This is a genomic window from Paenibacillus sp. 203 (genome assembly GCF_037027525.1).
In the GTDB taxonomy this organism is placed as follows: domain Bacteria; phylum Bacillota; class Bacilli; order Paenibacillales; family Paenibacillaceae; genus Paenibacillus; species Paenibacillus polymyxa_B.
Window position 1 is genome coordinate 250,429 of record NZ_JAXCHD010000005.1, and the last position, 12,349, is coordinate 262,777.

The window sequence follows — 12,349 nt, forward strand, 5'->3', positions numbered from 1 at the left end:
CCTTTTATGAGTGAACTTAACGTATTGAAGTATGTATCGCCGATTGGAGAGATAGAGATACAGGGCACAAATGAGGCTGTCTATTCTATTATGTTCTCTAATCGGAATGAGCTCTTAACGAGGGCTATAGAAAAGGTTCCAATCCAAGTATTAGCGGAATGCGCTACCCAGCTTGACGAGTATTTTAAAGGTGAGCGCTTTGAGTTTACGTTTCCTTATGCCTTTGAAGGTACGGATTTTCAGCAAAAAGTATGGAATGCTCTGGTGTCCGTGGGGTACGGTAAAACGACAGCTTATAAAGATATTGCTCTTGCTATTGGGAATGAAAAAGCGATCCGAGCCGTAGGCAGTGCTAATGGAAAAAATAAGCTAAGCATTGTGATTCCATGTCACCGAATTATCGGTTCCAATCAGAAACTAACGGGCTATGCAGGAGGGCTATGGAGAAAAGAATGGTTGCTCCAGCATGAGAAGCGTTGTCTGAGGCCCTAAGGAGGGTTCGTAGATGAGAGACATATATTTGAAAGAGTTTAAGCCGGAGAGCTGGGCCAACATGGTTCAGCTCTATCAGGAGCGGTATGATCAGGTAGATCCGGCTATAAGAGCAAAAGTGGCCAAAAGTAAAATTCCAAAGGAGATTCAGATTGTGCTGCTGCCCGATATGGGGGAGTATTTGCTGACTTGGATGGATCGAAAAGTCCCCGCACTCGGCTACGAAACACCGTCGCATTATTTGAAAAGCGAAGAAGGGACTAAAGCACTGAAGGCGGCTATATTACGTATGCCACGTTGAAGAAGCGGACCAAGGAGATACATATGAACATTGAACAGAAGAACAGAGCGCGAATGATGGAAAAAGTGAGTTCGCATATCCATAACTGTAATCATATGGCATGAACTTCATCTAACCCTATGCTATGATTTACCGACAAGAATAGATGCAAAAGGGGAAATAAGAATGAAGCTCAAAAGAATGATGTTCCTACTTTCGTTTTTAACGATATTTGTAGGGTTGTTCACTTTGTGTACAGAAAGTGTTCACGCTGCCAATTCGACAGTATTCAGAAATGGAGATAAGCTTAAGCTTACCCTTGATGATGGTAATGGAGTAAACAGAGTGTTTAAATTCGATCTCCCGTTTACGATTAAGCCTGATACGCCAATTCGTCTGTATAGCAACTATATTGAAATTCCTTCTGGTGACTTTACGATTGATTATGCCAACTCTACAATTACGATTGCGGATTCACGACCAGCACCTTATTCAGGATCAGAAAATCATATAGAACTTCCTATAACTATGAAAGGGTCTGTGCAGTCAGTCGATGAATCTACAGTAACTCCACTTGAGGAGGAGCCGAAAGTAACGCAGCCTGAGGTGGAGACCCATATAAAAGAGATTTCCACTCCCAGTAAACCCGAGGTTGCTCAACAGTTGGACGAACCGAAAGTAATTGAACCTCAAGTAACCCAGCCTGTCGTGGAGCCTAAAGTGGACCAAGCGGTTGATGAGTCACCGGAAATCCCTTTAACTATCCCGTCTGGAGAAAATTTTCCGGGTACATTTACAATCAACTCTTCAGGTACGTCATTTTCGGTTCGTTTGAAAATAAAAAATATTCAACCCACGTACACTTCATACGTTATGGTCAAAAATGCAGATGCTCAATTAATTAAACGGATTCAGTTCGATCCGGAAACAAAGTTTACCTACCCTTTGAGTAACCTGAATTTATCTACGGGTGGATACTACTTTTATATCAAAATGATCGACCAGTCGGGAAATTCGGCAGCGTCTGTACCCCAATTTGTTCCCATAAATAATAACAAGGCTCAGCAGGTTGAGGTGTTTATAGACGGGAAACTGCAACAATATGAGCAGCCTGCGACCTCTATTAGCGGAAGTATGCTGGTGCCATTTCGTGCCGTTTTTGAGGCGCTTGGGGCGAAAGTGAAATGGGATGGAGCTACCAAGACCGTTACTGCAACCAAAGGAAATACAACGATCAAGTTAACTGTAGGCTCCAGAGATGCCTATATCAACGGTAAATTAGTGCGTCTCAATGCGGCGCCGAGGCTCATTAACGGCAAAGTAATGGTTCCTATTCGCTTTGTAAGCGAGGCGCTAGGTGCGAAGGTAAAGTGGAATATTGCAGCTCAGAGCGTTGTGATTTTTCTTGCTCCACCGCAGGTTTTGACAACCAGTGAAAGTGAACAATTAATGGAGGAAAATGAAGATGCTTCCGAATCACAATCCAACACAACGATTCTGAAAAAGATATCCACCACCTTCTCCAAATCTACGGATATTGTGTTCGTCATAGATGTTACAAGTAGTATGACAGGGACGCTGGATTATGTGAGACAGAAGGTGAAAGGCTTTGTTGATTCCGTTCCAGCAGGTTCCCAATTTGCTGTCGTTGCATTTCGGGATATCAATCTGAAGGCAGATAAAGATTTAGAATTTTTGGAGTTTACGACCGATAAAAACAAGTTAAAAGGTAATTTGAATATGTTGCGCCCTTCCGCTGGTGGGGATTTGAAGGAATCGGGATTAGAAGCTATTCAGTTAGCTATAAGTAAATTCCCCAAAAATTCTAATTCCAAAACGATCATATTCATTACAGATGCACCAGTTCATGATAAGAATACAGATCTGGGTAAAGCCCGTTTTTCAGTAGATGAAATCAACGAGCAATTACAGAAAAATGGTGTTATTTTTAATGCAATCGTGCCTGCAAATGGAACAGCCAACAAACAAATGAAAAAGCTTGTAGATACCAACAAAGGGGCTTTGTATGATATCAAGGATGCCAAGCTGAATTTAGCGAAGTAGGTTTGTCCAAACCCAAATAAAGCCGTATAAAGGGAGCCGATGTCAGGCTCCCTTTTGCTATCATAAGCGCCTGTGTTGTAAGTGTCTAATGGGCTGAAATCTCACTCTCCGTCACCCATTTATGATTTTTGACAGACTCCCCTCCTGTAGTCGGCGTATAGTCTACCATATATACGGTCGTTGGCTCGACGGAATCAATGGTAGCCTTAGCCCCATCCATCCCTTTCATATGATCTGCTGTAAGGATAACCTCCGTTCCCGGTGCATAGGGCTCGTTGCCTGCATCTTTAATCTCTTCATGAATAACCCACTTATGATTATTCACTTTTTCTTCTCCAGTGGTTGGAGTATATGAGACCGTATAAGCAGTAGTCGTATAAGCACCAACAATCGTGGCAGTAGCCCCATTCATGCCTGCCATATGGTCAGCTCGAATAGTCGCTTGGCTGCCAACTTTGAAGGCTGGGTTTTCAGCTTCTTTTAGTCCGGTAGGAAGCTCACTGGAAGTGGAATGGTTCATATCCGATGTGTCGTGCTGTTGACTGCTGTTTGTCGTGTGTTCCTTGTTCGGCGTGTTACTGTTTCCGCACCCACTCAAAATAATCATGATTGTACCAGCGAGCAAAGCCCATTGCATTCTCATATTTACAGCTCCTTTAGGGTTTTAATTATATATTTTAAATGTACCCCTATGGGGTATATTTAAAACGGAAGTATATGACAAACGTGTGAAGTGTTTTGCTTTCAAGGGGATCTCTTGTTGTGCCCCCTTTTTTGCTATGCAGAAGATGCGTAATTAAATGTTGTTGACAGTGAATAAAAAATCATTGTAATATCTATAAAACGCATAAAGTTACTTGGTATTTTGAGCGATTGTAAACATTCTAACTCACCAAAAGTAGATGATATCAAGGAGCAGGGGGAGACATCAAAATGAAGAAACCATGGATTTCATTTATATTGCTGCTGGGAGCAGTCGTGCTTTTTATTTCAGGTTGCGGCAGCAAGAATACGTCGGACAACGCTGCGGGTGAAGAAAAGAAAACACTGCATATCAGCTTTAATCCCGGTCCATACAGTGATCAGTTTAAGAATGGTGTGGCACCATATTTGGAGAAGAAAGGCTATACGATTACATATAAAGAGTTTACAGACGGTGTTCAGCCCAATGTAGCCGTGGCAAAGGGGGATATTGATGCTAATGTGTTCCAGCACTCGCTCTATCTGGATTCTATGAATAAGCGGGAGAATATTGATCTGATTGGTGCTGTGCAGGTCCCGACTCCTCCAATGGGATTGTACTCCAGCAAGCATACTAGCCTTGACGAAATCAGTGAGGGAGCCCAAATCAACCTGCCCAACGAGCCAGTCAATATGCTGCGTGCGCTGAATATTTTGAAGGAAGTAGGCTGGATTACGTTAAAGGACAATATTGATCCATTGCAAACCTCGGTGAACGACATCACCTCTAATCCGCATCATCTGCAATTTGTTGCTACCGACCCGGCACAGGGGCCACGTGCACTGGAGGATGTTGATTTTGCGGCTATACAAGGGAACTTTGCTGTATCGAATGGAATAAAGCTGACCTCGGCATTAAAGCTTGAAAATATGACAGATCCGTTCACGAACGTGGTCGCTGTGGACAGCAAGAACAAGGATAAGCCCTTCGTCAAAGACATTATTGAAGGATATCATTCAGATGAATTCCAAAAGTACATCCAATCGAATCCTGATTATGAAGGCTACAAGCTGCCAAGCTATTTCAAATAATATGGGGTATTATCTTCTGCGGGCTGACGTTGTCAGCCTGTATCTTATGGATAGAAGGTGGAGATGAACGTGATTTTTTCATCCTCTGATCTCGTCAAGGCTCTGCCTGACAACTATTTTAGCGCAATGGATGACAAGGTGAATCTGCATAAAAGTAAGGGAATAGATGTAATCAATTTGGCAGCCGGCAACCCGGATCAGCCGACACCGGCGCATATCATCAGCGCTTTGAAGGAAGCGGTCGATCAACCGATCAATCAGGGTTATCCGCCTTTTCATGGAAAAAAAAGCACGCTGGAGGCTGTCGCCGCGTTCTATAAACGGGAGTATCACGTGGAACTGGATCCTGACCGAGAGATTGCCATATTCAACGGCTCAGCCATAGGCGTAATGGGGATTCCACAGGCGCTATTGAATCCAGGTGATTGGTTATTGACGACCGATCCGGCATATCCCCAATATTATTCCGCTGCTGCGCTGGCAAGAGCCAAAATTCATACGATTCCGCTTGATGAGAAGCATGGTTTCTTGCCTGATTATACAACCGTGCCGGAAGAAATTGCAGAGCAGGTCAAATTGCTCATGATTAATTATCCGAACAATCCGACTGGAGCAGTAGCTACTGCAGATTTCCTGACAAAGACGCTGAATTATGCCGCTCGGTACCAGTTTCCGGTTATGAATGATTTTGCTTACGGTGCTCTTGGATTTGACGGATATAAGCCGATTAGTTTATTGCAAATCCCCGGCGGCAAGGAGTATGGCGTCGAGACGTATACGGCTTCCAAAACGTATAACATGGCTGGATGGCGCTTCGGATTTGCAGTGGGAAATTCGTCCATCATTGGTGCGCTCAAGCATTATCATACGCATGCCTACAGCACTGTTTTTGGAGCGGTACAGGATGCGGGAGCTGTGGCATTGCTGGGCACGCAGGAACCGGTACATGAGCTCGCGGCGCTATATGAGCGGCGCCGTGATGTTCTCATTGCAGCGTTACGAGGTATTGGCTGGGATGTAGCTACTCCTCAAGGGTCTTTTTTTGCCTGGTTCAAGGTGCCAGAAGGGTATACATCGGCTTCCTTTGCAGACTTTTTATTGGACGAAGCGCATGTTGCGGTCGCTCCTGGAGAAGGCTTTGGTCGTGCAGGAGCTTCTCATGTGCGGGTCAGTCTGGTAAACAGTGAGGAAAGGCTGCTGGAGGCGGTGCAGCGCATCGCAGCAACGGGTGTTTTTCAAGTATAAGCTGGAATACAAGGAATTCATGGAGGGAGCGGGAAAAGAACTTTGAGTATAGCGATTATCGGAGCTATGGAGGAAGAAATAGCAGATTTGAAAGCGCAGATCGAAGGGATAAAGATGACCCAGATTGCGAACGGGATTTTTTATACGGGCCAGCTTGAGGGCAAGGAAGTTATTCTGCTGCAATCAGGAATTGGCAAAGCGAACGCAGCCTCGACTACGGCGCTGTTGATTGAGCGATTTAGCCCGGAGCTTGTCATTAATACCGGGTCTGCGGGTGGGCTCGATCCAGCGCTGCATGTTGGCGATGTCGTAGTGGCGACCGAGCTGACTTACAGCGATGTGGACGGAACGGCGTTCGGCTATACCTACGGACAGGTGCCACAGATGCCGGCAAGTTATCCTGTCGATCCAGCGCTGCTTGCTTTTGCGACAGAAGCGCTGGCAGAGACCAGGATTGAGGGGCAGATCGTCAACGGTTTGATTACGACGGCAGACTCTTTTATCTCCCAGGCTGAGCGCGCCCATTTTATCCGTAGCCAGTTTCCAGAAGCGAAAGTGACGGATATGGAAGGGGCCGCGGTCGTTCAGACTGCGTACCAGTTTGGTGTTCCATTTTTGGCTGTCCGTTCTTTGTCTGATCTTGCCGGTGTAGAAGCGGCGGATTCTTTTGACTCCAATCTTGATTTGGCTGCGGCCAACTCGGCAGCAGTGGTTGTGGCTCTTGTAGCTGCATATGATAGAGACAAGCTTTGATATATTCAATGGCACTATTCAGGAACGTTTTTTCTTTGGCTTGCCATGCTGGTTAATGAGAGTTCGAAGTTGTTTCCCTGCTTGGTTCAGCTCCATATCGTTCAACACATAATCGGTGCTGACTTCCCAGGTGCTGCGGTCATTCAGATGAAAAATAAAGGCGGGAAAGCGAGGGCGCAGCCATTTGCGGATGGAGGCCCCTTCGAATTCGACTTTAGTGATTGCAGCCCACGGGACAGTTCGAATACCATCGGAAATGCTGTGTTCGTCAAAGATGAACAGGTAGGTATCCTTACGAAGCGTTCTGCTTAAACAAACCACAAGATAGCTACCGAAAAAAGGAAGTCCGACAATGGCGGACGTAATAAAGAAGAAGATTTGTAGAGCTGAGATATCTTCGTCGATAAAAATGAGCAGCAGCAAAAACAGACAAATTAGCACAAACATCAAGCTGCCCATGGCCTTCCAAAATGCCAAAGATCTTCGATATACAATTTTATCCACGGAATACCGCCTCGTCGCGTACAAACTCCTGAATGAAATATGTTATCCGTTCTCTCCAGTCAGCTTCGGTTACACTTTCAATACGCAGACATGGGATGGCCTGCATATCCAGTTCTGTATTTCTTACAATCCACACATCATTCATTCCTTTAAGAACAAATAGCAGATTCGTAACAGAAGGACCATCTTCATCCGTATCCGTGTATACCATTTGGCTCAAATTATTAAGGCTACACTGATTACGATCAAAATCCTCTCGCCAGTCTTGTATTATTTGTTGGGCCGACTCATGAAGCTTCCACGTTGTCATTTGCTGCATGCTGAAGTTGGATGAGGTTAACTCATTCCACTGTTCTTCGGTCAGATCGACGTATCGGCTGTGCGCATTGAAGTTCGAAGCAAGTAGGCCGAACAATTGATCAATGTCACGATGCCAGTCTTCTGGAGAAGACCAGCGAAAGAAATGGAGTTCATTGTGACTGGAGAAATGATACAGAAAACGTTCATTTCCATGGTGTATCGTTAATGTATTTTGCTTATCCTGTTGCTCCTTGTAGCCACGTAGCATCTGACGACTTTGTACCAGATGAGCTAGCATTTCAACAATGAACTCATCAAATTCGAGCTGTTGTTGCTCGTCATCCCGTTGTTCCATCAGACCCTTGGATATCAGGCTATGCGTTGCAGCATGAAAAAGCAGTTCCCAGCGATCTTCGGTTAGTTCCCCGTAATAAGATTGGAGCAGACCAGAAGCCATATCTTCTGCGCCCAGTGCGGTCAAGGCAAAGCCTAGTTCCTCAAGCGTTAAAATTACCGTTTGTTTATCCATAGTCAGGCTCCTTATCCATCTGTTAGGTGTATGTCATTTAAATAGTTTTCTGGCCCAACGTATCCCTTTTTCGGCGAATTTGGCGACTTTTCCACCTGCCCAGCTTCCCACCGTACCGCCGACATAAGCACCGACGGCTGCACCGACCGGACCACCGATAGCGCCGCCTACGGCTCCCAAAGCCACAGCACCGCCATAAGTTGCGGCGGTTTTAATCGCTACGTTAGAAGCAGATACAGCCACATCCGTTCCGGTAAGCTTCCCGCTTTTCCATTTTCCAGCCAGACTGATACCCTCGCCCACAATATTCATGGTGGCATTAATAGGGTACAGCTTTTTGGCAATCATGCCGGGAATTTGGCGGGTGGCTATGCCATATCGGCCTTTTTCCACCCCGGCGATAACGTTCCGCGTCCACTGAGGAAAGCTGTTGGCTTTATTGAATCCGAGGCCGAGCTTACCCATTTGAAGCTTTCCAGCTAATCGATCAAAGCCCTTTAACCCCTTCATCACAATACCGGGTTTGGCGAATTGGCGGTTTAGGCTTTTGCCTAAATTACGCATAAAAGCATTGTTACCCTTGCCTTTCACCCATGCCGCATTATGTATAACCGCTCGAGTGGGATTCTTCAGACTTTTCTTGAATTCTACTGTTTTGGTGAGCACAAGTGTGGAAGCCAGACCGCTATAGATAGCTGTTCCGGCAAATCCCAGTTGCCCGCGCCATTTATTGGCTTCTGAAATGCTGTTAATGGCTATATCTGCTGGATCGGGTCCTTTTTTCCCGGAAGTTGTCCCTTCACTGCTGCCGATCTGTCCGCTGTGATCTCCTTTATTAATACCTGTGTCTACTTGGGTATCTGTTTCCTTGAATTTTACTGCAATGGAACGCAGCTCTGTGCTGACAGAACCGACAGTTTGAGTGAAAGCATCCATTTGTCCACGAGCTTTATGAAAATCCTGATAAAAGCGCTGTTGTGTTGTTCCTGCCCAGCTATTTTCCAACATCTGAATATGCTGTGACAGTTGTCCGCAAATTTGTGCCCCCAGCTCACGTGCCTGTGCGAACTGCCTGGAAACCGCCTCTAGTTTCTCAGGAGGAACCATAATTTTAGCCATGATGTCCACCTCGGATGATTAAAATAATTACTTATATTTTAGTGAATCTAGTGGGGGTTAGCAAAAAAAGGAGGGGATTTAAGTGAAAAATAAGTCATTTGTATGAGTTCCTGAGGATTCATAAGGGAAAAAAGTAGGAGTGTTATGATCCGAAGTTCTTATAAGTTATTCATAACGAAAACGAAAAAAGCCCCTCTTTTCAAATGGAGCTTTCCATTAGAAAGAGAGGCCTTCTTGCGTAGAGGCTAATGCATGTTTCGCGTCGTATTAATTATTTTAGCGGAATCTGCTTGGACAGCTTTTCAAACTGCTGCAAGTGAGGAGTGACCTTGGCGGTAATTCCTTTGAAATACTTGATGGACGCTTGTCTTTGACGTTCTTTGGTAGCAGTCTCTTCAGGGAACATGGAGTATTCCTTTTGGACAGAGCCATTTTTATAAATTACGGAGAAGAGCTCTCCTTTTTGCCACCTTTGGACGAGATCTTGATTACTGTGCAAGATATTTAACACTTCTTTTCCATTTTTATAAGTGAAGCTGTAGTCTGGATCGGCCACAGCGTGGATCACTTGGTAGCCGTTCTGTAATCCATTGTTCTGAAAAGTACCTACTTGAATCTCGTTCGAACGTACGGTTCCGTCCATTTGCGTCACTTTTTCAGTCTGCGTACCCCTGCCGCTCATCGTGTCATTGTTCCATGTCCCGTTGTATACGATTTTATGATTTTGTCCATCTGCATCCGTGTATTGATTTATATATTTTCCAGTACCTGAACGCTTGCCATTCACAAAATCACCCGAATACTGCTTATATTGGCTCCATTTGATCGTACCACGTCCGTTGGGCTGCCCATTCTCAACCTCTCCATAGTAAGTCGTCTGACCAGATAGCTGAAGCAATTCCTTGGTTGCAGCCGCATTCGCCGCAGGTGTACTTACAGACAGCGCTCCAGATATCAGCGATGCGGACACCATAATAGGCAGAGACAGATCTTTCCCTTTTTGCCAAAGTTTTTGCATCATGAGTTCTCCCCTTTCGAAGCTTTGAAATTCTAAAAAATTATGTTCAACAACCCAGCACCGTTTTTATACTATTTTGTGCTTGGTGATTTATAGTTTAATATATATTGAGAATTATAGGAAACTGTAAAGTGAAAACAGCTAGCTAGGAGAGAGATTCATGAATTTACCTGAATATGGGAGTGAGGATGTATCTAACATCCTTGCCGTGGAGTCGGAATATGAGCCTGTGAAGACCATAAAAGGAATCCATCAATTGGAGCCTGATGCTTAACTATTTAGCGTACATACGGGAACCGAGCCTGGCTTTTTTTGGTTGAGTACACTCGCGGAGGATCGCTTTGCAGATTTGATTTTCAGTATGGATGGGGTACGGACCGTGTAGCCGCAAACTGTGTTTGAGGCAATGTGGAAAAGTGCCGAATATGCGCGCGCCAGGCTCGGCGGGACATTAGTGAATGAACAGGGTCTGCCAGCTATGCGGGAAGATTATCTACATCAGATTCAAGAGATGGAAGATCGATTAAGTGAGTTTGGATTTAAAGCAGGCGAGGATGTTGTTGCGTTTCTATTCTAGATTAGAAAGGAGTGATTTCGTTGTCCAGCAACTCTATTGAGAAGCTAAGAACGATTCTAAAACGTAATGCTACTATTTTTCATACAGGGGGTCGCAGACCGTCGGGTTCCCTTGAACAGAGCTGGATTGGTAGAGTTACAGTGGCTTTGCCAACGGAGGAACAACCCATTGATGTACAGGGGAATGTTATGGCTCCGATCATGCAATTGTATTTGCCTGCCTTGCCCTTTGTCCCTGAAGCTATGCACAGTGTCAAGCTGTTGACCGTCTTCCTGTCTCCCCATGTACTGGATCATGAGGACATGGAAGGATATATGTGTATTCGTGAGTATACGTCGGTAGAGGATTTGGTTGAAAAAGATTTTGGTCCGGCATTTATGCAAATCAAAGCATTTCCGCTGTTCCCCGAACTTAAAGAGAATGATTATCCGGTCTGGGACGGTGAAGATATCCCTGAGGAATACGGCGATGTTCTCAACCAGATGGACGAGGAGGAACCCGACTATTTTGAGGACATCGTAGAGGAAATATATGCGGTTCACAAAATCGGTGGCTATCCCAGCTTTATTCAACCAGGCATCGACTTTGGCGAGGGCTATGAATTTGTGTTTCAGATTGCCTCAGATGCCAAAGCCCAATTGAATATTGTGGATGGAGGCAGCTTTTATTTTGCCAAGCATCAGAATGAAGGAGTCTGGCGGGGGTACTTTGATTTTTACTAATAGGCTCATTTAGAGAGCAGTCTGGAACCGATCGTTTTGTAGTGCATGGCAACCCAATATACTCGTAGTTTAGAAGCTATCGAAAATGGAGTGGAAAGATATAAATGTTTTAGCAATATGCGGGAACTCGCGTTTTTCAGCGAGGGCTTGCTAAATACAAAGTAATCAATGTAATGCTTATGATCATATCTGTGATCATATTGCTGGCAGCAGGCATCGTTGCGGCGGTGGAATATTTACAACCAGAACGACATTTGCTGCAAGTGCTGGCGAATGTCATGTTTGACCATTGGGTTCCCTCTATCACTTTGCTCAGTGTTGTATTCGTGGGTGTGATCGTTCTTGCCATCGTTAGAAATGTTTATGCCAAGCAATTACATACGCGCGTGCTGGATCGGGCCTGGCAGGCCATTTTCAGTCATGTGGACAAATGAGGACAGAGAGTAACTGTAGGAGATTGGCATAATAGCTGAAGGAGTGACAGCAATGAATGACTGGGAATCGGGAATCATTCAGGTCGATGGTGAGCGTGCGATCTACTCATCTTTAACGGAAGATCAGTTGTTAGAGGCTACTTGGTATTCGAAATATTTTCATTCTGTAAGAAAGCTAGGGAATGACTACATCTGGTATCATTTCGATCAGGTTTCTTTGCTGTGTCGGCATTTTTTTGTGTCTGTATGCTTTAAGGATACAAACCTAATTGTCGTGGAGATTTCGCTCCAGGGAGATGAATTTCCAACTTCGTGGGATAATTGGTCTGAGGAAGGAGAGAGAAAGCGACAAAGGGAGCATGATCGTTTGTTACAGCAACATTTGTCCGTAAAGCCAAGCTATCGTCAAACAAAGCCTTACCCCTATATGGAATATGAACTGAACTGGGGGAAAATCTCTTCTTATTTTGACCCCCGGTCGGGAAATACGGCCATTGCTTTTAAGTATAAAGATGAATAGTGATCTTACATAAAATACA

The 12,349-nt window shown here is 44.8% G+C and carries 15 protein-coding genes; 10 read left to right on the forward strand and 5 right to left on the reverse strand.

The window, feature by feature from the left end:
- Positions 1-6 precede the first annotated feature (6 nt).
- The 3 genes from WA407_RS13490 to WA407_RS13500 all read left to right on the forward strand — a co-directional run bounded on the left by WA407_RS13490 (position 7) and on the right by WA407_RS13500 (position 2,836).
- The gene (locus tag WA407_RS13490) at positions 7-492 is read left to right on the forward strand and encodes a methylated-DNA--[protein]-cysteine S-methyltransferase (RefSeq protein WP_336077555.1); all 486 of its coding nucleotides are present in this window, start codon (positions 7-9) and stop codon (positions 490-492) included.
- A 13-nt stretch (positions 493-505) separates the two neighbouring features.
- Positions 506-793: a hypothetical protein gene (locus WA407_RS13495; RefSeq protein ID WP_336077556.1), complete on the forward strand. Its 288-nt coding sequence runs from the start codon at positions 506-508 to the stop codon at positions 791-793.
- Between the two features lie 165 nt (positions 794-958).
- Entirely contained in the window at positions 959-2,836 is a 1,878-nt protein-coding gene (locus WA407_RS13500) for a stalk domain-containing protein (RefSeq protein WP_336077557.1), read from the forward strand.
- Positions 2,837-2,921: 85 nt separating this feature from the next.
- Here the strand turns inward: WA407_RS13500 and WA407_RS13505 are convergent, their stop codons facing one another.
- Positions 2,922-3,479, reverse strand: a complete 558-nt coding sequence (locus WA407_RS13505; protein WP_336077558.1) for a YdhK family protein — start codon at positions 3,477-3,479, stop codon at positions 2,922-2,924.
- 290 nt (positions 3,480-3,769) lie between these two features.
- Here WA407_RS13505 and WA407_RS13510 point away from each other — a divergent pair, with 290 nt between their 5' ends.
- The 3 genes from WA407_RS13510 (at position 3,770) to WA407_RS13520 (ending at position 6,607) form a co-directional block, all read left to right on the forward strand.
- On the forward strand, positions 3,770-4,609 hold the full coding sequence (locus WA407_RS13510; RefSeq protein ID WP_235309047.1) for a MetQ/NlpA family ABC transporter substrate-binding protein: 840 nt from the start codon (positions 3,770-3,772) through the stop codon (positions 4,607-4,609).
- 69 nt (positions 4,610-4,678) lie between these two features.
- Entirely contained in the window at positions 4,679-5,854 is a 1,176-nt protein-coding gene (locus WA407_RS13515) for an aminotransferase class I/II-fold pyridoxal phosphate-dependent enzyme (RefSeq protein WP_254328780.1), read from the forward strand.
- Positions 5,855-5,896: 42 nt separating this feature from the next.
- The gene (locus WA407_RS13520; RefSeq protein WP_013311357.1) at positions 5,897-6,607 is read left to right on the forward strand and encodes a 5'-methylthioadenosine/adenosylhomocysteine nucleosidase; all 711 of its coding nucleotides are present in this window, start codon (positions 5,897-5,899) and stop codon (positions 6,605-6,607) included.
- Between the two features lie 18 nt (positions 6,608-6,625).
- Here the strand turns inward: WA407_RS13520 and WA407_RS13525 are convergent, their stop codons facing one another.
- The 4 genes from WA407_RS13525 to WA407_RS13540 all read right to left on the reverse strand — a co-directional run bounded on the left by WA407_RS13525 (position 6,626) and on the right by WA407_RS13540 (position 10,077).
- Positions 6,626-7,111, reverse strand: a complete 486-nt coding sequence (locus WA407_RS13525) for a DUF5381 family protein (protein WP_336077559.1) — start codon at positions 7,109-7,111, stop codon at positions 6,626-6,628.
- Positions 7,104-7,940, reverse strand: a complete 837-nt coding sequence (locus WA407_RS13530) for a hypothetical protein (RefSeq protein ID WP_254328783.1) — start codon at positions 7,938-7,940, stop codon at positions 7,104-7,106. The genes WA407_RS13525 and WA407_RS13530 overlap by 8 nt, the downstream gene beginning before the upstream one ends.
- Before the next feature lie 33 nt (positions 7,941-7,973).
- Entirely contained in the window at positions 7,974-9,059 is a 1,086-nt protein-coding gene (locus tag WA407_RS13535; RefSeq protein ID WP_336077560.1) for a WXG100 family type VII secretion target, read from the reverse strand.
- 271 nt (positions 9,060-9,330) lie between these two features.
- Positions 9,331-10,077: a hypothetical protein gene (locus WA407_RS13540; protein ID WP_336077561.1), complete on the reverse strand. Its 747-nt coding sequence runs from the start codon at positions 10,075-10,077 to the stop codon at positions 9,331-9,333.
- Between the two features lie 394 nt (positions 10,078-10,471).
- On the opposite strand from WA407_RS13540, the gene WA407_RS13545 reads away from it, so the two are divergent.
- The 4 genes from WA407_RS13545 to WA407_RS13560 all read left to right on the forward strand — a co-directional run bounded on the left by WA407_RS13545 (position 10,472) and on the right by WA407_RS13560 (position 12,330).
- Complete coding sequence (locus tag WA407_RS13545) at positions 10,472-10,654, forward strand: hypothetical protein (RefSeq protein WP_336077562.1); 183 nt, start codon at positions 10,472-10,474, stop codon at positions 10,652-10,654.
- Positions 10,655-10,674: 20 nt separating this feature from the next.
- Positions 10,675-11,376: a DUF1963 domain-containing protein gene (locus WA407_RS13550; protein WP_336077563.1), complete on the forward strand. Its 702-nt coding sequence runs from the start codon at positions 10,675-10,677 to the stop codon at positions 11,374-11,376.
- A 173-nt stretch (positions 11,377-11,549) separates the two neighbouring features.
- The gene (locus tag WA407_RS13555) at positions 11,550-11,810 is read left to right on the forward strand and encodes a DUF6097 family protein (protein ID WP_336077564.1); all 261 of its coding nucleotides are present in this window, start codon (positions 11,550-11,552) and stop codon (positions 11,808-11,810) included.
- Between the two features lie 52 nt (positions 11,811-11,862).
- On the forward strand, positions 11,863-12,330 hold the full coding sequence (locus tag WA407_RS13560) for a hypothetical protein (RefSeq protein WP_336077565.1): 468 nt from the start codon (positions 11,863-11,865) through the stop codon (positions 12,328-12,330).
- Positions 12,331-12,349 lie beyond the last annotated feature (19 nt).

Coding starts and splice junctions, on each gene's coding strand:
- WA407_RS13490 (WP_336077555.1), top strand. CDS start 7: ATGAGTGAACTTAACGTATTGAAGTATGTATCGCCGATTGGAGAGATA.
- WA407_RS13495 (WP_336077556.1), top strand. CDS start 506: ATGAGAGACATATATTTGAAAGAGTTTAAGCCGGAGAGCTGGGCCAAC.
- WA407_RS13500 (WP_336077557.1), top strand. CDS start 959: ATGAAGCTCAAAAGAATGATGTTCCTACTTTCGTTTTTAACGATATTT.
- WA407_RS13505 (WP_336077558.1), bottom strand. CDS start 3,479: ATGAGAATGCAATGGGCTTTGCTCGCTGGTACAATCATGATTATTTTG.
- WA407_RS13510 (WP_235309047.1), top strand. CDS start 3,770: ATGAAGAAACCATGGATTTCATTTATATTGCTGCTGGGAGCAGTCGTG.
- WA407_RS13530 (WP_254328783.1), bottom strand. CDS start 7,940: ATGGATAAACAAACGGTAATTTTAACGCTTGAGGAACTAGGCTTTGCC.
- WA407_RS13535 (WP_336077560.1), bottom strand. CDS start 9,059: ATGGCTAAAATTATGGTTCCTCCTGAGAAACTAGAGGCGGTTTCCAGG.
- WA407_RS13540 (WP_336077561.1), bottom strand. CDS start 10,077: ATGCAAAAACTTTGGCAAAAAGGGAAAGATCTGTCTCTGCCTATTATG.
- WA407_RS13555 (WP_336077564.1), top strand. CDS start 11,550: ATGCTTATGATCATATCTGTGATCATATTGCTGGCAGCAGGCATCGTT.
- WA407_RS13560 (WP_336077565.1), top strand. CDS start 11,863: ATGAATGACTGGGAATCGGGAATCATTCAGGTCGATGGTGAGCGTGCG.